The sequence below is a fragment of the Bradyrhizobium sp. AUGA SZCCT0222 genome (assembly GCF_018130205.1).
In the GTDB taxonomy this organism is placed as follows: Bacteria; Pseudomonadota; Alphaproteobacteria; order Rhizobiales; family Xanthobacteraceae; genus Bradyrhizobium.
The window spans coordinates 17,291-36,166 of the sequence record NZ_JAFCLX010000016.1 but is presented as its reverse complement, the minus strand read 5'-3'; the positions used below and the strand labels follow the sequence as shown (position 1 = coordinate 36,166).

The 18,876-nt window shown below is 63.8% G+C and carries 19 protein-coding genes; 10 read left to right on the top strand and 9 right to left on the bottom strand.

The window, feature by feature from the left end; translation table 11 throughout:
- Nucleotides 1–183 precede the first annotated feature (183 nt).
- Both JQ629_RS37520 and rnd read left to right on the top strand, forming a co-directional pair.
- On the top strand, nucleotides 184–309 hold the full coding sequence (locus JQ629_RS37520) for a hypothetical protein (protein ID WP_283815936.1): 126 nt from the start codon (nucleotides 184–186) through the stop codon (nucleotides 307–309).
- 232 nt (nucleotides 310–541) lie between these two features.
- Complete coding sequence (gene rnd, locus JQ629_RS16250) at nucleotides 542–1,699, top strand: ribonuclease D (protein WP_212264769.1); 1,158 nt, start codon at nucleotides 542–544, stop codon at nucleotides 1,697–1,699.
- A 9-nt stretch (nucleotides 1,700–1,708) separates the two neighbouring features.
- Here rnd and JQ629_RS16245 read toward each other — a convergent pair whose 3' ends face one another.
- The 3 genes from JQ629_RS16245 to JQ629_RS16235 all read right to left on the bottom strand — a co-directional run bounded on the left by JQ629_RS16245 (nucleotide 1,709) and on the right by JQ629_RS16235 (nucleotide 4,343).
- Nucleotides 1,709–1,885 carry a hypothetical protein gene (locus JQ629_RS16245; protein ID WP_212264770.1) on the bottom strand — a complete coding sequence of 59 codons (177 nt, stop codon included), beginning with the start codon at nucleotides 1,883–1,885 and terminating at the stop codon, nucleotides 1,709–1,711.
- Between the two features lie 139 nt (nucleotides 1,886–2,024).
- The gene (locus tag JQ629_RS16240; protein WP_212413528.1) at nucleotides 2,025–3,158 is read right to left on the bottom strand and encodes an autotransporter outer membrane beta-barrel domain-containing protein; all 1,134 of its coding nucleotides are present in this window, start codon (nucleotides 3,156–3,158) and stop codon (nucleotides 2,025–2,027) included.
- A gap of 201 nt (nucleotides 3,159–3,359) precedes the next feature.
- Nucleotides 3,360–4,343 (bottom strand): helix-turn-helix transcriptional regulator, encoded by a 984-nt coding sequence (locus tag JQ629_RS16235; protein ID WP_212413527.1) that lies wholly within the window; start codon nucleotides 4,341–4,343, stop codon nucleotides 3,360–3,362.
- A gap of 332 nt (nucleotides 4,344–4,675) precedes the next feature.
- Between JQ629_RS16235 and JQ629_RS16230 the strand changes: the two genes are divergently transcribed.
- Both JQ629_RS16230 and JQ629_RS16225 read left to right on the top strand, forming a co-directional pair.
- Complete coding sequence (locus JQ629_RS16230) at nucleotides 4,676–5,812, top strand: YadA family autotransporter adhesin (RefSeq protein ID WP_212413526.1); 1,137 nt, start codon at nucleotides 4,676–4,678, stop codon at nucleotides 5,810–5,812.
- A 34-nt stretch (nucleotides 5,813–5,846) separates the two neighbouring features.
- Nucleotides 5,847–6,275: a hypothetical protein gene (locus JQ629_RS16225; protein ID WP_212413525.1), complete on the top strand. Its 429-nt coding sequence runs from the start codon at nucleotides 5,847–5,849 to the stop codon at nucleotides 6,273–6,275.
- 70 nt (nucleotides 6,276–6,345) lie between these two features.
- On the opposite strand, the gene purN is transcribed toward JQ629_RS16225, so the two are convergent.
- Complete coding sequence (purN, locus tag JQ629_RS16220) at nucleotides 6,346–6,996, bottom strand: phosphoribosylglycinamide formyltransferase (RefSeq protein ID WP_212413524.1); 651 nt, start codon at nucleotides 6,994–6,996, stop codon at nucleotides 6,346–6,348.
- 4 nt (nucleotides 6,997–7,000) lie between these two features.
- On the bottom strand, nucleotides 7,001–8,074 hold the full coding sequence (gene purM, locus JQ629_RS16215; RefSeq protein WP_212413523.1) for a phosphoribosylformylglycinamidine cyclo-ligase: 1,074 nt from the start codon (nucleotides 8,072–8,074) through the stop codon (nucleotides 7,001–7,003).
- 159 nt (nucleotides 8,075–8,233) lie between these two features.
- Between purM and JQ629_RS16210 the strand changes: the two genes are divergently transcribed.
- The 4 genes from JQ629_RS16210 to ppx all read left to right on the top strand — a co-directional run bounded on the left by JQ629_RS16210 (nucleotide 8,234) and on the right by ppx (nucleotide 13,432).
- Nucleotides 8,234–8,776 (top strand): CDP-alcohol phosphatidyltransferase family protein, encoded by a 543-nt coding sequence (locus tag JQ629_RS16210; RefSeq protein WP_192740702.1) that lies wholly within the window; start codon nucleotides 8,234–8,236, stop codon nucleotides 8,774–8,776.
- An 88-nt stretch (nucleotides 8,777–8,864) separates the two neighbouring features.
- Entirely contained in the window at nucleotides 8,865–9,542 is a 678-nt protein-coding gene (locus tag JQ629_RS16205; protein WP_212388542.1) for a P-loop NTPase family protein, read from the top strand.
- Between the two features lie 161 nt (nucleotides 9,543–9,703).
- On the top strand, nucleotides 9,704–11,902 hold the full coding sequence (locus JQ629_RS16200; protein ID WP_212413522.1) for an RNA degradosome polyphosphate kinase: 2,199 nt from the start codon (nucleotides 9,704–9,706) through the stop codon (nucleotides 11,900–11,902).
- A 27-nt stretch (nucleotides 11,903–11,929) separates the two neighbouring features.
- Nucleotides 11,930–13,432: an exopolyphosphatase gene (gene ppx / locus JQ629_RS16195; protein WP_212413521.1), complete on the top strand. Its 1,503-nt coding sequence runs from the start codon at nucleotides 11,930–11,932 to the stop codon at nucleotides 13,430–13,432.
- Nucleotides 13,433–13,588: 156 nt separating this feature from the next.
- Here the strand turns inward: ppx and JQ629_RS16190 are convergent, their stop codons facing one another.
- Both JQ629_RS16190 and ndk read right to left on the bottom strand, forming a co-directional pair.
- Nucleotides 13,589–14,428 (bottom strand): TerC family protein, encoded by an 840-nt coding sequence (locus JQ629_RS16190; protein WP_212413520.1) that lies wholly within the window; start codon nucleotides 14,426–14,428, stop codon nucleotides 13,589–13,591.
- 60 nt (nucleotides 14,429–14,488) lie between these two features.
- Complete coding sequence (gene ndk, locus JQ629_RS16185; protein WP_192740707.1) at nucleotides 14,489–14,911, bottom strand: nucleoside-diphosphate kinase; 423 nt, start codon at nucleotides 14,909–14,911, stop codon at nucleotides 14,489–14,491.
- Between the two features lie 516 nt (nucleotides 14,912–15,427).
- On the opposite strand from ndk, the gene JQ629_RS16180 reads away from it, so the two are divergent.
- Complete coding sequence (locus tag JQ629_RS16180; RefSeq protein WP_212413617.1) at nucleotides 15,428–15,655, top strand: hypothetical protein; 228 nt, start codon at nucleotides 15,428–15,430, stop codon at nucleotides 15,653–15,655.
- A 79-nt stretch (nucleotides 15,656–15,734) separates the two neighbouring features.
- Nucleotides 15,735–17,609: an ABC-F family ATP-binding cassette domain-containing protein gene (locus JQ629_RS16175; protein WP_212413519.1), complete on the top strand. Its 1,875-nt coding sequence runs from the start codon at nucleotides 15,735–15,737 to the stop codon at nucleotides 17,607–17,609.
- Nucleotides 17,610–17,759: 150 nt separating this feature from the next.
- Here the strand turns inward: JQ629_RS16175 and JQ629_RS16170 are convergent, their stop codons facing one another.
- Both JQ629_RS16170 and JQ629_RS16165 read right to left on the bottom strand, forming a co-directional pair.
- Entirely contained in the window at nucleotides 17,760–18,257 is a 498-nt protein-coding gene (locus tag JQ629_RS16170) for a hypothetical protein (RefSeq protein WP_212413613.1), read from the bottom strand.
- Between the two features lie 161 nt (nucleotides 18,258–18,418).
- Nucleotides 18,419–18,871, bottom strand: coding sequence for a DNA polymerase III subunit chi (locus tag JQ629_RS16165; protein WP_211994614.1), 453 nt, complete (start codon nucleotides 18,869–18,871; stop codon nucleotides 18,419–18,421).
- Nucleotides 18,872–18,876: the final 5 nt, after the last annotated feature.

Genomic DNA, 18,876 nt, shown 5'->3' with positions numbered 1-18,876 from the left:
CATATCGCAATACTCGCGCCAATTGCGGCTTCGCCCCACGGTTGCATATGGCCCGGCCCGTTAACCCCAATTCTTAAGCGCCCATCCACCATTGCCGGACGGACCCGGCGCTTAACCATTTCGATTAACATCCCCTCAATCCACTCCCGACAATTCTAACGAGCGTACTGGGGAGAGATTGCCGTGGACGGCTTTTCGTTGAACGTCTTTGCCATCGAGTTCATCGGGCTGATGATGGTAGCGCTCTGCCTCGTCGTGCTCGCGCTGCCCTCGGGGCGCCGGCCGTCGAAGCGCGCCCGTTACGAGTAATTCTTCCGGCCAGCCTGGCTTCGACCTGGCTTCGACTTGGCTTCGACTTGGCCTCGAACTGGGATCCTTGGCCGGAACCACCGTTTGCAGGGCACGCCCCAAGCGCGTCCTGCCGCAAAGCGCACGCAGAAAGCGGTGCTTTGCCTCCTATCCAGGGCCAAATTTTGCCCAAAGACCCTTGACATACCAGCGCTTTCGGCCGAACGCCTGTCGTAAGCGTCATGGACTGTTCATGGATCTGATTACCACCACTTCCGACCTCGCGGCTGCCTGCGATCGCCTCTCCAAGCACCCGGTCATTACCGTCGACACGGAGTTCCTCCGCGAGACGACCTATTATCCCCTGCTCTGCGTCGTTCAAATGGCGAGCGCGGACGAAGCCGTCGTGATCGACACGCTGGCCGAGGGCATCGACCTCAAGCCGTTCTTCGAATTGATGGGCAATGAGGCGGTCCTGAAGGTGTTCCATGCCGCGCGGCAGGACATCGAGATCGTCTGGCACCAGTCCGGCACCATTCCGCACCCGATCTTCGATACGCAAGTGGCGGCGATGGTGCTCGGCTATGGCGATAGCATCGCCTATGACGCGCTGGTCGAGCGCATCACCGGCCACCGCCCGGACAAGACGCATCGCTTCACCGACTGGTCGCGCCGGCCCCTGACCGCAGACCAGATGCATTACGCGGTCTCCGACGTCACCCATTTGCGCGATGTGTTCGCGGCGCTGGACGCCGATTTGAAGAAGCGCGGCCGCAGCGAATGGGTCAGCGAGGAGATGGAAGTCCTGACCTCGCCGAAGACCTATGATTTCCACCCCGAGCGCGCCTGGGAGCGGCTGAAGACACGGGTGCGCAAGCCCAAGGAATTGGCCGTGCTGATGGAAGTCGCAGCCTGGCGCGAACAGGAAGCGCAAAGCCGCGACGTGCCGCGCAGCCGCGTGATGAAGGACGACGCGGTCGGCGACATCGCCACCCATGCGCCGACCTCGCTGGAGCGTCTCGCCAATTTGCGCTCGCTGCCGAAGGGTTTCGACCGCTCCAAATGGGGCAGCGACATCGTCGCCGCCGTACAGCGCGGCATCGCACGCGATCCTGCGACCTTGCCGAAGCTTGAAAAGCCGCGCGGCAATTCGAATGGCGCTGCGATCGTCGAGTTGTTGAAGGTGCTGCTGCGGATGACGTCGGAGCGTCATGCGGTGGCCAGCAAGGTGATCGCGACCGTCGACGACCTCGAGCAGATCGCGGCTGACGATCAGGCCGACGTCGCCGCACTGCATGGCTGGCGCCGCGAATTGTTCGGCGAAGCGGCGCTGTCGCTGAAGCACGGCAGGCTGGCGCTCGCGATCGAAAAAGGCCGCGTGGTCAGGGTCGATCGGGATAAGGCGGTTTAGGCGCGCGGCCTAAATAATCTTGGTTCCTACCGGGTTCACCGGCTTCGGCGGTGGCGATTGGGTTTCGAGTTTGTCGAAGCCCTGAGGCGGGATGACAACGCCGTGCCCGGCCGAGATGTTGTCGAGCTCATCGAGCGTCAATTCACGCGGGTCGCTGGCTTGCCCATGGCCGTCTTTGTTCGCCATTTCGATTTCTCCACGGTGAGCGAGAAATTGTACGCGCGAAGGCGCGTTGTTTCAATGACGCCAGCCGCTCCACGGCTTCCCTGACCTCTACGAGCGAGCTTCGCTCGTCTCGACCCCGCTTGCGAGGGAGAAGGAAAAATCACCACTTCAGCTCAAGGCCGAACGTGCCCTGGTGCGACTGCATCGCGGCGCGGAATTTGGCGTCGTAGTTGATGTAGAGGCGCGCGGTGTTGGTCAGGCTGAGCGAGGCCGAGGCGCCGGCATCCGCGCCGTACTGGCTTTCGCCGATGCCCTGGAAGGTCACGCTCTGGGCGCCGAGGCTCACCGTCGTGTCGGAGAAATTCTGCACGACGTTGTTGACGAACTTGCCATAGGCCGACAGGTCCAAAATCTTCTGATCGAAGATCCAGTAATGCCCGACCTCGGCACCAACAAGCACGCGGAAGCGCTGCACCGTCGCGCCCGTTGCCGTCACCGGATCGAGGCCGCCGAACTCCTGGAACGCTCCGGTCTGGGCGTGGACATATTCGACCGCGCCCTTGGGCACGATGCGGTACTGGTCCTTGGACCAGTAGTAGCTGATTTCGCTCAGCACGCCGTCGAGCATGGCGTTGTAGCCGGCGGTCGCGAAACCCAAACCGGTATCGCGGCGCGAATTGACGTTGCCAAAACCGTGCACGATCACGCTGGCCCAGGTCCACGGCCCGGCATCCACGGAGGCATTGAAGCCGAACTGGGTCAGGTCGATCCTGGCCGACTGCAACGCCAGCGGCACGTCGATGTCGGTGCGGCTCTGGTCGACGGAGAAGCCGACATTGACGCCCGTTGCGATGCGCGCGCCGATGCCGGCGACGCCGCCCCAGGTCTTGCGGGTGTCGCCGACGAAAAACCCGAGCGGTCCGTTGTTGGCCGAAATGCCATAGCCCTCGAACCAGGTCCGGTAGCGCGGTGTTTCCGCAGCCTCGGAGGCGCCGCCGCCGCCGGGATTGGTCCGCATCATGCGGCTGAATCCGCTGGTGGTGCTGAACCGTTCCAGGAAATTGCTGCCGAGGTTGGTGATGGTCGCGGTCGACGACACCGCTGAGTTGATCATCTGCGGCGTCGGGGACGGCGTGGGCGTCGGCGTCGGCGAGGCCGTCGGTGTTGGCGTCGGTGTCGGCGTCAGCTGTGCCTGCGCCGAAGACACGCCGAACGCGAGCACGAACGCGATCGCCGCCAGTCGCGCCAACGCGCGACCGCCCCCGATCCTCTCCGCTCGCGATGCGCCGCGCATCAATTTCATTCCCGAAGAAAGCGCCCGCTCGAAAACAGTGCACGACATGCCGGTCGGCAAGCCCGGATTTGCGCCCAGTTCGTGCACAGCGTCAATCGCTTACGGGCCTCACCAGAGACCGAATAGAAGCCGCTGTTGTTCGGCGGCCACAGTACCTTGCACTGGGTGGCACTGGCCTGGTCCAAGACGGGCGAAACGGAACTAGGCGTCCCCGCCCCCGCTGCCACGATATTGCGCCGGCGACGCGCCGAAGCGGCGGCGGAAACAACGGTGGAAATACGACACCTCGTTGAAGCCGCAGGCGAACGCGACCTCGTCGATCTTGAGCCGATCGTTGCGGTGGTCGGCCAGCATCATGCGCGCCTTTTGCAGGCGCAGCTCCAGGACGCGCTCGGCGAAGCTGCTGCCGGTCTCGGAAAGCAGGTCGTTGACATAGCGGCGCGACACGCCGGCGATCCGCGCCGCCTGCTCTGATGAAAATCCCGGGTCCGTGAACGCCTTTCGGATCGCCAGGAGGATTTCCTGGAGCCGGGCGGCGCGCAATCCGCGTTTGTGGGCCACTTCGGATGCGTCGCGGCGCGCGCCGAGCGCGAGCGCAATAAGATCCACCAACGTCGTCTCGATATGCGCGTCCAGCGACGGATCGTCGCTGCCGTCGTTGGACTCCTGGATGATGTCGAGATAACGCGCGAGATGCCGAAGCGTCGGATCGTTCGGGTCGAATGGATCGAGAATGAGATCGTCCGGATGGGCAACCAGTTCGATGAGATTTTGGCGAGATACCGAGACGGCCGTGAAATCAAAACGTGCCTCTCCTTCAAATCTGATGGCCTCTGCCACGGAAAAGAATGACGCCTCGCCCGGCGCGATGATGCTTTCACGGCCTATCTGCTCGCATCGTATCGCTTCGCTGCCACGGTGGAACGAGATTCCAAAAAGTTCGAACGGATCCTTGGTAATGTGCCGCAACGTTCGCGAGAACCCGTTGACCGTGCCGCTGAATTGGCTGGTCCTCGCGGTTCTGAATTGGGAGAATTGATAGCGCGCCGAAAATACTTCGCCGTTCATTCTGGAATAGTCGAACGCGCAATAAAGGTCGCTATGAAGCTCCCTAAAGCGTTTGAACCGTTCGTTGTCGTCGAGTTCGGCGGACAAATCATCGCTAGAGAAAATGACCTTCTTCATAGTTCTATTGCGTCATTCATGATGTGCTTGGGTCCCGCGCGGCTGGCTTCATCATAGGTCAGCGGCCAGAATATAAAGTTCAACACACAAACATCGTGTGAACATCGATACCGTGCGATCGCTGCGCAACGTGGCGCTCCCCTGACGTCACCATTAGTGCCACGCAGTCCATATTTTCCCGTCGCCACCGCCGCTTTCCTGTGACGCATCCGCAACATCAGGCGAAATTGCCCGGCCTGTGCCATGCCGTTCACACCGAATGCCACCGGGGATACGACGGTTTGCTCTCAGTCGAATAAGCCCTGCGGAGACAGGAAATTTCAGAGGTATTTATGATCAAGTTTGCAACGCCTGCGATCCTCGCATTGATTGGCGCTATGGCATTGCCGATCTCGAGCGCGCTGGCCGCCGAGGACGGCGTCAGCTACAGCGGCGCGGAGGTCAACAACGCGTTCGCCACCGGCGTTGGCGCGATTGCAGCGAGCGGCACCGGCAGCCTCGCAGCGCACGCGACCGGCGCCGGTTCGATCGCCATCGGCGTCAACGCATCGAGCACCACCGGCTCGATCGCGATCGGGTCGAGCGCGAACGCCAATACCGCTGCCGGCGATAGCGTGGCGGTCGGTAACGGTGCCAGTGCGACCGCCACCAGCGCGGCGGCCTTTGGCAGCGGGGCAACCGCAAACTTCAACAGTGCCTCGACTTTCGGCACCAACGCGACGGCAGGAGCCGCCAGCGCGACGGCGGTCGGCCGCGGCGCCAGTGCCGGCGGTCAGGAAAGCGCGTCGTTTGGGTACAACAGCACCGCTTCCGGGAGCAACAGCGTGGCCGCCGGCGCCAACAGCGCTGCATCGGGGGTCAACAGCGCGGCATTTGGCACCAGCGCCAACGCGACGGCGACCGGCGCCGTTGCGGTCGGCGTCAATGCCTCCGCCACCGCCACCAACTCCGTCGCATTAGGCGCCAATTCGACCGCCACCGCCGCCAATACGGTCTCTGTCGGCTCCGCCGGCAATGAGCGGCGCGTCACCAATGTCGCCGCCGGCGTCAGTGCGACGGACGCTGCGAATATCAGCCAGCTCAACAGCGCGACGGCGAATTTCCAGTCGCAGGCCGCGGGGCTGCAGACCCAGGCCACCGGGCTGCAGAGCCAGGTTACCGGCCTGCAAAGTCAGGTCACCGGGCTGCAAACCCAGCTCAACGGCGTGCAAAGCCAGGTCGATGCCAACCGCACCGAAGCGCGCCGCGGCATCGCAGCCAGCGCAGCACTCGCCCCCGTCATCATGCCCTCCGCCGCAGGCAAGCTCACGGTATCGGCGACCGGCGGCGCCTATCGGGGCGCCTATGGCGCGGGCCTCGGGCTTGCGTATCGCCTCAACACCCCGGCGCCGACCGTGCTGTTCGGCAGCTATTCGAACGGCGGCGGCACCGAACATATCGGCCGTGTCGGCATGGCCGCTGAATTCTGAGCAGCGATATTCAGCGATGCGGCGAAGTCGACGAATGCAGGGCCGGCGGCGCGCCCTGTCCACATGGCGCGTGTGTGCGGCAAGCCTTGCGCTGTCGCCGCCGCTTGCGCACGCCCAGCCGGTGGATTGGAGCAAGATGCCGACCATGCAGATCGAGCGGCAATTCGGAGGGCCGTTGAAAGATACCGTCATCCAGCGATTGCGCGATCCAGTCGACGGCACGATCTGCATGGTCTATCTGCCGATCAATGCGCCACATTCGCCGCAGCAGACCAGCGGCTACGTGCAATATGGTTCGACCACGATCGGCTCGATCAGTTGTTTTGCAGGCCCCGCACCTGCGCCGCCCCTAGCCGCCGCCCGGCCCAAACCAGCGCCGGCACAGCGCGCCAGCGCGCCCCCGCCAGAGCCCCCGGCGCCGCTTGACCAGCGCTGGCCGCCCGCCGCAGCGCCTGCCCGTTAGCCAGCCGCCCGCGCCGCGCTGAATCGTCGTGGCTCGATGCGGTATCCCGCAGCGGGCCACAAGCGCCGCATCACACCGCGGGCCAAATCAGGGTTCCGTCCGGCGCGGCCTGTCCCGAAATCCTGCAGATGTCGCCTTCGAGGCGGACCTTGCCGCTGGCGAGCAGCCGCAGCGCTTCGGGATAGATGCGGTGCTCGATGCCGAGGATGCGCTGAGCCAGCGTCTCGGCGGTGTCGCCATCGGCCACCGCGACCGCGCCCTGCATCACAATCGGCCCCGCGTCGGTTTCCGGGATCACGAAATGCACGGTGGCGCCTGAAATCTTCACGCCGGTCGTCAGCGCCTGGCCGTGCGGATCGAGGCCCGGAAAGGACGGCAGCAGCGATGGATGGATGTTGAGCATTTTGCCGTACCAGCGTTTGACGAATTCGGCGGTAAACAGCCGCATGAATCCGCCAAGGCAAATCAGCTCGACATTCTTTTCATCGAGCGCCCGCTGCAGCACCGCCTCGAAGGCTGCGCGGTCCTTGCCGAACGGCTTGCTCTCGATCACGGTCGTGGGAATGCCGCTCGCAGCAGCCTTTTCCAGGCCACCGGCATCGGCGCGGTTGGAAATCACGGTGACGATTTCCGCCGGGAAATCCGGTGCTTTGGCCGCGTCGATCAGCGCGGCCATGTTCGATCCACGCCCGGAGATCAGAATGGCGACGCGGCGCTTCACGGCGTCACCGCGACAGGTCCAGATGACCGTTATAGACCACGCGATGCTCGCCTTCCGCCGCGATCACTTCACCGAGCAGGGCGACGGTCTCGCCGCCCTCGGTGAGGATTTCGGTGACCCTGTCGATCGCATCCGGCTTGACGATCGCGATCATGCCGATGCCGCAGTTGAAGGTGCGCAACAATTCGAGCTCGGCGATGCCGCCCTGCTCGGCCAGCCATTTGAAGACAGGCAATACCGGCAGCCGCGCCAGATCGATGCCGACCCCGAGATGCTTCGGCAGCACGCGCGGAATGTTGTCGGTGAAGCCGCCGCCGGTGATGTGGGCGAGGCCTTTGATGGCGCCGGTTTCGCGGATCGCGCGCAGGCACGATTTCACATAGAGCCGCGTCGGCGCCAGCAGCGCGCCGCCGAGCGTCATCACGGGCGAGAACGGTGCCGGGGCGTCAAAGCCGAGGCCGGTGTTTTCAACGATTTTTCGAACCAGCGAGAAGCCATTGGAATGCACGCCCGAGGAGGCAAGACCGATCACGGCGTCGCCGATCGCAATGTCTGAACTCGGCAGCAGCGTGCCGCGCTCGGCAGCCCCCACAGCAAAGCCCGCGAGGTCGTAATCGCCGTCCTTGTAGAGGCCAGGCATTTCCGCGGTCTCGCCGCCGATCAGGGCGCAGCCGGACTCCCGGCAGCCCTCGGCAATGCCGGCCACGATGGCAGCCGCAGCTTCCGGATCGAGCTTGCCGCAGGCGAAATAGTCGAGGAAGAACAGCGGTTCGGCGCCCTGCACCACGAGGTCATTGACCGACATCGCCACCAGGTCGATGCCGATTCCGCCATGCAGGCCGGTCTCGATCGCGATCTTGACCTTGGTGCCGACGCCGTCGGTCGCGGCCACCAGCACCGGGTCCGTGAAGCCGGCTGCCTTGAGGTCGAACAGCCCGCCAAAGCCGCCGATCTCGGCGTCGGCGCCGGCGCGGGCGGTGGCACGCACCATCGGCTTGATGAGATCGACGAGGCGATTGCCCGCATCGATATCGACGCCCGAATCGGCGTAAGTGAGCCCGTTTTTGCGGTCGATCATGCTCAATTCCCGTCAGAAGACGGCTGGTTACGAGGATTTCGGCGATCCTGCAATGGCTCGCAAGCACGGGGTCGATATACTATGTAGATAACAACCGGCCCGCCCCGCAAAGGGCCGGATCTGTTACGCAATTAGGCCGGTAGCCGGGAAGCGACCGAGTTGAATATTCCGAATATCATTACACTGGGTCGCATCATCCTGGTGCCCATTATCGTCTGGGCGATCGCCTCGAGGCAGATGGAGATCGCGTTCGCTATCTTCGTTATTGCCGGCGTCAGCGACGCCGTCGACGGTTTCCTCGCCAAGCGCTTCAATATGACCAGCGAGCTCGGCGCCCTGCTCGATCCCCTCGCCGACAAGGCGCTTTTGGTCTCGATCTACGTCTCGCTCGGAATCTGGGGCGCGGTGCCGCTGTGGATCGTGATCCTGGTGGTGTCGCGCGACATCATGATCGTCACCGCCGTGATTGTGTCATGGTTGTTCGACAAGCCTATCCCGATGAAACCCTTGATGGTCTCGAAGCTCAACACGGTGGCGCAGGTGGCGTTCGCCGCCCTGGTGCTAGCGTCGCTCGGCTTCAACTTCAAGCCGACCCCATACGACCTGATCCTGATGGGCTTTGTTACGGTCTTTACTTTGGTTTCCGTCTCCCTCTATCTCGTGGAGTGGGTGCGGCACATGAGTACGATCGAGGCCAAATAGGCGTTTTGTCTGAAGCGTTTTGTTTGACGCGTCCTCACGCGAACCGGTACCCACTTCGCTTGAAAACGCCATGGTTCCGGAGACTTGCGTGGCAGTTCGCGTTCAACCCCGTCAGCTTGCCTTTGCGCTGCCGCATGCAGAAAGCCTGACCCGCGACAATTTTCTGGAAGGGCCGGCCAATGAGGCGGGCCTGGCGCTGATCGAAAGCTGGCCCGACTGGCCCAACCGCATCATGCTGCTGGTAGGCCCGGAAGGCTCCGGCAAGAGCCATCTCGCCGCGATCTGGGCCGAGCAAGCCGGCGCCCGCTCGATATCCGCACACGCTTTGACGCCCACCGCCGTACCCGGCGCGCTTGCGACGGGGGCGCTGGTGGTCGAGGACCTGAAACCGGGGGATTTCGACGAGCGTGCGATGTTCCACCTGATGAATCTGGGGCGGGAAGACGAAGCCTTCATTCTGATGACGGCGCGGATGGCGCCATCGGCGTTCGAGGTCGAGCTGCGCGATCTGCGCTCGCGGCTGCGCGCGGTGCCGACGGTTCCGCTATTGCCGCCCGACGATCTGTTGTTCCGCAGCCTGATCGTCAAATTCTGCGCCGACCGGCAGCTCAGCATCGACGAGACTGTCGTGAGCTATCTCGCCAGCCGGATCGAGCGGTCCTATGCGGCTGCGCGCCAGGCCATCGACCTGCTGGATAGCGAGGCGCTGCGGCTCGGCCGGCCGGTGACCCGGGCGCTGGCAGCCGAATTGCTGCGCAACGCCTGACGGGCGCTGCTGCCGCTGCGCGACATGTCACGCCCCTGCCGCCTTGACGGCGGCGGCGGGCGGAACATCAATGTCATCGAAACGTCATCCAACTATCACATGGTGCGCACGGCATCCGCCTAAACTGGCGCTGCGCTCCAACTGAGATGGACCGAAACTTCATGGACTCGGCACAAGCTATTGAAATAACAGAAAAAGACGCAATTGCCGAAGCGCCACTGGCCATCGCCGCCAGCCCGGAGCGGTTCATCAATCGTGAGCAGTCCTGGCTGCACTTCAATCGCCGCGTGCTCGAGGAAGCGGTCAATCCCGGCCACCCCACGCTGGAGCGGGTCCGGTTCCTGTCGATTTCAGCCAATAACCTTGATGAATTCTTCATGGTCCGTGTCGCCGGTATCAAGGCGCAGGTCCGTGAAGGCATCGCCGAACGCAGCCCCGACGGCCTGACCCCGTCCGAGCAACTCGTCGCCATCAACAAGACGGTTTCGGAACTCGCCTCCGACCAGCAGGCCATCTGGAGCGACCTGCGCACCATTCTGTCCAAGACCGGGATCATTCTGGTCGATGGCCATGACGTCACCAAGGCCGAGCGGAGCTGGATCGAGGATCACTTCCTCCACAACATCTTCCCGCTGCTGACGCCGCTCGCCATCGATCCGGCGCACCCCTTCCCGTTCATCCCGAGCCTCGGCTTCACGATCGCGCTGCATTTGGCGCGGGTCGCCGACGGCAAGCCGATGAACGCGCTGATCCGCATGCCCGGCAAGATCGACCGCTTTATCCGCATGCCCGCGGGCAAGGACGGCGCGGTACGCCTGATCACCCTGGAACAGGCCACCGGCCTGTTCATCGGCCGGCTGTTCCCCGGCTACACCGTCAAGGGCCAGGGCGCCTTCCGCATCATCCGCGACTCCGAACTGGAAATCGAGGAAGAGGCCGAGGATCTGGTCCGCCTGTTCGAGACCGCGCTGAAGCGGCGGCGGCGCGGATCGGTGATCCGGCTCGAGATCGAAGCCAAGATGCCGGAGGAGCTTCGCGCCTTCGTGCAGCAGGCGCTGTCCACCGCCGACGACGAGATTTTCCTGGTCGACGGCGTGCTGGCGATGAACGAGCTGTCGCAGCTGACGCGACTCGACCGGCCCGACCTCGAATTCGTGCCCTATGTGCCGCGCCATCCCGAGCGCGTGCGCGACCATGGCGGCGATATCTTCGCTGCGATCCGGCAGAAGGATCTGGTGGTCCATCACCCCTACGAATCCTTCGACGTCGTCGTGCAATTCCTGCAACAGGCCGCCCGCGACCCCGACGTGGTCGCCATCAAGCAGACGCTGTACCGCACCTCGAACAACTCGCCGATCGTGCGCGCGCTGGCCGAAGCCGCCGAAGCCGGCAAGTCGGTGACCGCATTGATCGAACTGAAGGCCCGGTTCGACGAGGAAGCCAATATCCGCTGGGCGCGCGACCTCGAACGCGCCGGCGTGCAGGTGGTGTACGGGTTCATCGAACTGAAGACCCACGCCAAATTGTCGATGGTGGTGCGCCGCGAGGGCGGCAACCTCACCACCTATGTGCACACCGGCACCGGCAACTACCATCCGGTCACCGCGCGCATCTATACCGACCTGTCCTACTTCACCTCGGATCCGATCATCGGGCGCGATGCGGCGCGGGTGTTCAACTACATCACCGGCTATGCCGAACCCAGCGACATCGAGCGCATGGCGGTGTCGCCGCTGACGCTGCGCAAGCGCATCATCGAGCACATCAAGGGCGAGACCAGTTACATCCGCCATGGCAAGCCCGGCGCGATCTGGATGAAGATGAACTCGCTGGTCGATCCCGACATCATTGATGCGCTGTATGAGGCGTCGCAGGCCGGCGTTTCGATTGATCTCGTGGTACGCGGCATCTGCTGCCTGCGGCCCGGGCTGCCCGGACTTTCCGAAAACATCCGCGTCAAGTCCATCATCGGCCGCTTCCTCGAACACGGCCGAATCTACTGCTTTGGCATGGGTCAAGGCCTGCCGAGCACAAAAGCTGCTGTGTATATCTCGTCCGCCGACATGATGCCGCGCAACCTGGACCGCCGCGTCGAGGTGCTCTGTCCGCTGCAAAATCCTACGGTGCATCAGCAGGTTCTCGAACAGATCATGGTCGCGAACCTGAAGGATACCGAGCAAAGCTGGCAATTGTTGCCGGACGGGTCTTCAACGCGTATGAAGGCCGCGAAAGGCGAAGAGCCGTTCAATCTGCACAACTACTTCATGACGAATCCGAGTCTGTCAGGCCGTGGAAAGTCTCTCAAGGAATCTTCGCCGCGCCGCCTCACGCGCCGTAATGAGCGTCAGCATTCGTCCTAGCGGGTTGCGTCACATGGGGGATTGGCGTTGAAGCGGCCGCGCAAGCGCGCTACCAGCGTCGCCGTCATCGATATCGGCTCGAACTCGGTTCGTCTCGTCGTCTATGAAACGATGGCGCGCAGCCTCGTCACGATCTTCAACGAGAAGGCGCTGTGCGGGCTCGGCCGCGAGGTCCAGACCACCGGGCTGCTGGCGACCGACGCCGTCGCCAAGGCATTGACCGCGCTGCGGCGGTTTCGCGCGTTGTGCAAGATCCAGAAGGTCGGCCGCGTCTATGCGATCGCCACGGCGGCCTGCCGCGACGCCTCCAACGGCCCCGATTTCATCGCCAAGGCCGAGCGCATCTGCGGCGCCCCCATTCAAATCCTGTCGGGACCGCGCGAGGCCAAATTGTCGGCGCTCGGAGTCGTGTCCGGCGTGCACAATCCCGACGGCATCGTCGGCGATCTCGGCGGCGGTTCGCTCGAACTGATCGACGTGCACCGCAACCGCGTCCGCAGCGGCGTCACGCTGCCGCTCGGCAGCCTGGCGCTGCAGGATCTGTCGGACAAATCGCTGAAACGCGCCGACCGAATAGTCCGGGACGAACTGTCCGACGTCGCCCAGCTCAAGGCCGGCCGCGGCCGCACCTTCTATGCGGTCGGCGGCACCTGGCGCGCGCTGGCGCGTATCCACATCATCCAGAGCGACTACCCGCTGCGGGTGATGCACGGCTATTCGATCCCGGCGGCGGAAGCGCTCGACTTCGCGCAGCGGCTGAGGCGGCTGGCCGCGGCCAACATGCTGGCCAATATCGAGATGATCTCCGACGCGCGGCGGCCGCTGCTGACCTACGCGGCGCTGGTGCTCGAACACATCATTCGCGTTGCCAGGCCCAAGACCATCGTGTTCTCGACCTTCGGCGTGCGCGAGGGGCTGCTCTACGAGAAGCTGCCGCCATCCGAGCGCGCCCTCGATGGATTTATCTGCGCCGCGCAAACGCTGAACCAGCTGTTGTCGCGGTCCGCCCGCCATGCCGAAGAACTGGTCTCGTGGACCGATCGTCTGGTCAGGGTCGTCAAGCTGCGCGAAACCGTCGAGGAACGGCGGCTGCGCCACGCCGCATGCCTGCTGTCCGACATCGGCTGGCGGGTGCATCCGGACCATCGCGGCGAGGAGACGCTGAGCCTGATCACCAACGGCAATTTCGGCTCGATCAGCCACCAGGGCCGCGCCTTTGTCGCGCTGTCGGTGTTTTATCGCTACGCCGGTCTCAGCGAGGAAAACGAACCGCCGGCGCGGATCCGCGAGCTGGTGCCTCCGGCGATGGACGAACGCGCCAGAATGCTGGGCGCGGCGTTCCGCGTTGCGCATCTGATCTCGGCGGCGCGGACCGGCGTGCTGCCCGCGACGCATTTCCGCAGCCAGGGCCGCAAGCTGATGCTGGTGTTCGAGCACCGGATGGTCGATCTGGTCGCCGACCGTGTCGGCAGCCGCTTCAAGCAACTGGCGCGGCTGGTCGGACGCTCCGGCTCGATCGTGCGGCGGTAAGACAGAACTAATCCCTGTCTCATTGCGCAACGGCCCCAAGCATGGATGCGACGGATCGCCGAGACCTCCAAGCTCACATAAAAACGCCCGGGAGATTCCCGGGCGTTACCGTGTCGCGATGCGAGCAGTTCGCTACGCAATCCGCCGTCTGAACACCTACGCCGCCTTGGCGGCGTGCTCGGCGGCGTGTTTTTGCTGCGCGCTTTTGCGCCACATCGATCCCACCACCAGCACGATCGCGATGCCGATCAGGCCGCACACCACTTCGGCACCATGACCGCCATTGGCGAAGTGCAAGCCGGTCCAGCCGAATAGCTTGTCGAGCGAAACGCCGATCGGCCCATCGGAAAGCGCACGCAAATGCGGAACGACGGCAGGATCGGTGGCCATCACCTCGCCCGCGACCCAGCCGAGCAGGCCTGCACCGGCCCACACCAGAGCCGGCATGCGCGTCAGCAGCGCCATGATCAGCGCCGCACCGGCAACGATCAGGGGAACGCTGATCGCAAGGCCGATCACCAGCAGGGGAATGCTGCCATTGGCGGCCGCCGCAACCGCGATCACGTTGTCGAGGCTCATCACGATGTCGGCGATCGCCACGATGCGCACGGCAGCCCACAGATGCGCCGCCGCGTGCACGTCGCCCTCACCTTCATCTTCGGGCACCAACAGCTTGGCCGCGATGTAGAGCAGCGCCAGTCCGCCGACCAGCTTGAGGAACGGTAGCGCCATCAGCGACACGACGATGCCGGTGAAGATGATGCGCAGCCCAACGGCGACGCCGGCGCCGAGGATCATGCCCCAGAACCGCTGGCGCGGCGGCAGCCCGCGGCACGCCATCGCGATGACGAGCGCATTGTCGCCCGACAGCAGGATGTTGATCCACATGATCTTGCCGAGCGCGACCCAGAAGGCGGGCTGCTGCATCTCGGCCTGGAACTGCGTGAAGAAGCTCGAGATCGTCGCCGGATCGAAAATTTGCAGCACCCAGTTCACAGCATGCTCCCCCCGGCGCTTGGCCGTCCTGGGCGGCGCTTGCGCGCCGCTCGTTTTGAATTAACCGACGATTTCGTTGCCGGAGAAGAACTGCGCGATTTCAATCGCGGCCGTCTCCGTCGCGTCCGAACCATGCACCGAATTCTCGCCGATCGACTTGGCGTGAACCTTGCGGATCGTGCCCTCGGCCGCCTTCGACGGATCGGTGGCGCCCATCACGTCGCGATATTTCAGCACCGCACCCTCGCCCTGCAACACCTGCACCACGACCGGGCCCGACGTCATGAAATCGACCAGTTCGCCGAAGAACGGACGCGCCTTGTGGACCGCGTAAAAGGTTTCAGCCTGGTCGCGCGTCATGCGAATGCGCTTCTGGGCCACGATCCGAAGACCCGCCTTCTCGATCAACGCGTTGACGGCGCCAGTCAGATTGCGCTCGGTCGCGTCGGGTTTGATGATCGAGAAAGTGCGTTCCATCGCCATAGTTACGTCCTTACAAACACTGATTGGGAGTTGGGGGCTTATATCGGCGCAGTCCTGCGACGGCAAGCGACCCAATGCCGCGCTGTCGCGCAGTTTTGACGCGTTTTCGCTGGCCAGACCCCTGCCCGCCCCCGGATCACGTCCAGGCCGGGCTTTCGGCCGAAAACGCTTCGAGCCCTTGATTGCAGCCATTTCACGCCGGCCCGAGGGCGTTCAGCACGTTAGGGTTTCAGGCAATCGGGCGTCTTGCGGGCCGATCCGAAGCGAGCTCACGGATGGCGCGCTATCGGCGCCGAGACCTCGCGGAGACGATCACGCTTCGCGATAGGACGATCGCGTTTCGCGATCGATCGCCTTGCATTGCCGGGGCTTCGCTGGGAGTGGGCCGCGTCCGCTTCGGCGGGCGCACTATTGCCCCCGGCCATTCAGGGAACCCCGTGGGACTGTGCTTTTCCGGCTCGCTTCAGATGCATGCATGGGAGTTCTGCAACCGGAAACAAATCGCAGCCTCGTGACTTGATCCTGCAGAAACTTACTCAGATTTACTCAAAAGCGATGCTGGAACTCGCCATGGATAGCCGAATCAATCCCGTTTTCAAGCAGATCGATCACCGGACTTCGCAATCGATTTGCGATGCCGTCGGCGAACGCTTGCAGCAGTATATGCGTCCGGAAACCGAACTCTCGCCCCACTTGCAGCAATTGATCGATGAGCTCCGCCGGCGCGAGAAGGAGCGGCGTTAACCTGTATCGGGAGCCTTGGGAGCGCCTATTCGTCAGATAAATCGGTTGCGTTTGGCGGCGGGTCCGGTGACAAGGCCGCATGCTTTCAATCACAGATATCTCGATCCGGATTGCCGGACGGCTTTTGATCGAGGACAGCTCGGTACAGATCGTGCCCGGCGCGCGCGTCGGCTTTGTCGGCCGCAACGGCGTCGGGAAATCGACGCTGTTTCACGCGATTCGCGGTGATTTGCCGACCGAATCCGGCAGCATCTCGATACCTCCGCGCTGGCGCATCGGCAGCCTTGCGCAGGAAGCGCCCGACGGGCCGGAAAGCCTCATCAACGTCGTGCTGAAGGCCGACCTGGAACGCGACGCGTTGTTGCAGGAAGCCGAGACCGCCGACGATCCGCACCGGATCGCCGAGATCCAGACCAGGCTGGTCGATATCGATGCGCATTCGGCGCCTGCCCGCGCCGCGGCGATCCTCTCGGGCCTCGGCTTCTCGACCGCGGATCAGGCCCGCCCCTGTTCGGAATTCTCCGGCGGCTGGCGCATGCGCGTCGCACTCGCCGCGACGCTGTTCGCAGCGCCCGATTTGCTGCTGCTCGACGAGCCCACCAACTATCTCGACCTTGAAGGCACGCTCTGGCTGGAAGACCATCTGGCGAATTATCCGCGCACGGTGATCGTGATCAGCCATGATCGCGATCTGCTCGACACGTCGGTCGACCAGATCCTGCATCTCGATCGCGGCAAGCTGACCCTCTACAAGGGCACCTATTCGTCGTTCGAGGAGCAGCGCGCCACGCGCGAGATGCTCGACGCCAAGCACGCCAAGCGGCAGATGGACGAGCGCAAGCGGCTGCAGGCCTTCGTCGACCGTTTCAAGGCGAAAGCGTCCAAGGCGCGCCAGGCCCAGTCGCGCGTGAAAATGCTGGAGCGGATGAAACCGGTCACGGCGCTGGTGACACAGGACGTGCGCGAGATTTCATTCCCGACGCCTGAAAAGATGCTGTCGCCGCCGATCATCGCGGTCGATGACGTCTCTGTCGGCTACGATCCCAAAAAGCCCGTGCTCAACCGCGTCACGCTGCGGATCGACACCGAGGATCGCATCGCACTCTTGGGATCGAACGGCAACGGCAAATCGACACTTGTAAAACTGCTCGCGAACAAGCTGCCGCCGTTCTCGGGACGGATCACGCGCGCGGAAAAACTGTCGGTCGGCTATTTCGCGCAGCATCAGGTCGACGAACTCAACCTCGATGGCTCGCCCTACGACCATGTCCGCAAGCTGATGCCCGAGACGCCCGAGAGCAAGGTGCGCGCGCGGGTCGGCGCCATCGGATTTTCCGGCAAGGCCGGCGACACCCTGGTGAAGAGCCTGTCGGGCGGCGAGAAGGCGCGGCTGCTGCTCGGCCTCGCGACGTTCTACGGCCCCAACATGATCATCCTGGACGAGCCGACCAACCATCTGGACATCGACAGCCGCGCCGCCCTGGCCGAAGCCATCAATGAATTTCCCGGCGCCGTCATCATGGTCTCGCATGACCGCTATCTGATCGAAGCCTGCGCCGATCAATTGTGGGTGGTCGCCAACCAGACAGTGACGACCTATGACGGCGATCTCGACGATTATCGGCGGATGGTGCTGTCGATCCGCGACGTCAGACCCGCTTCGCGCGACCGTGGCAATGAGCGCGCAAAGGAAAACGCAAAACCCGAGCGCGGCAAAAGCGAAAAGCGCACGCCGCTGCGGCAGAAAATCGCCGAGGCCGAGGCCGAGATCGCGCGCATCAACGGCATCATCGCCAAGATCGACACCGCGCTCGCGCTGCCGGACCTGTTCACGCGCGATCCGAAGCAGGCCGCCCAGCTCAGCAAGGCCCGCGCCGGTGCCGCAAGCGCACTACAGCGCGCTGAGGAAGACTGGCTGGAGGCTAGTTCGCAATATGACGAGGCGACGGGTTAGCCTTCCTAGCGAAAGGCGCCGATACGCGTGAAGAATCGTAGGGTGGGCAAAGGCGCGCTTGCGCCGTGCCCACCATTGCGGTCACCGCAAGAATTTGGTGGGCACGCTGCGCTTTGCCCACCCTACGACTCTGCAAAAATGGAAAGCGGCTTACGTCGCTGCCGGCTTTCGCTTCGGCTTGGCGCCCCTCGGCTGTTGCACCGGCTCGGGCCCGCGCTCGATCGACGACAGACGTCCGGCGGTGAAGGTGTAGATGCCGGCGCGCTGGCCGCGCGAATAGGTAACGATAGCAACGCGATCGCCGCGGCCGTTATTGGAGAAGTTGACGTTGTCGGGCGCGCCGATGCCGCGCACCACGTCGCATTCGGTATGGCCAAGTGCGACGGTACCGGTCGTCGAGGGCGGCGGACTGCTACCCGCCTGCGCATTGGCGTCGGCCGCACCGGGCGGCGGCGCCATTCCCGGACAGGCGCCGTCGGCGGAGACGAGATCTTCCGCCGTGACCGGCTTGTCTGGCGTGAGCGGCGGCGTCTCGATCGAAATGTTTTTGATGAAGATGCGGCTGGGACGCGAAAACCAATCTGCATCCTTCGAAAGCAGGTCGGGCGCGCCGCTGCAGCCCGCGATCACGGGACCGAGCAGAAGCAACGCCAGCAATGGCTTTCGATTGAACGTTCCGTCTCGCACGCTGGACCCAGGCTCCCACCCCTAATGTAACTACTTGTCCCAACATCACTTTGCGGCACGACCATGGCTACCCACAAGCCCGCCGGAAGAAACTTCAAATTATCATTAATTGTCTTATGTCGCTATTGTCGGCGCTGCCAGCGGCCCCGCTCGTCGGCCTGCCAATAGGTCACCTCGAAGCCGCGGGCCTTGCAATCGGTCCAAACGCCACGCGCCGCGGTCAGCGCGTCGGAATCGTCGCCGTTGAAAACCAGCACCAGGCGCTCGTAGCTGTCGGAATCCGCGGGCAGCGCGGCATTGTCGATCAGGAACCTGACATTGGCGCGATTCGGATTGCCCTCCTCGGTCGAGAGGATGATGGGCTGATCCGGCGCGTCTGCGGCGCGCCAGGTGGCGTGCGGCAGGAACGAATCGTCGCTGTAGGTCCACAAATGCGCATCGAGCGCATCGGTGCGTTCCTGCGAGGTGGATTGCACGACCACGCGCCAGCCCCGCTCCAGCGACTTCTCCAGGAGCGGCGGCAGGACGCTTTCGAGCGACATGTTCTGCAGATGATAGAACAGGACTTCCGTCATGCAGG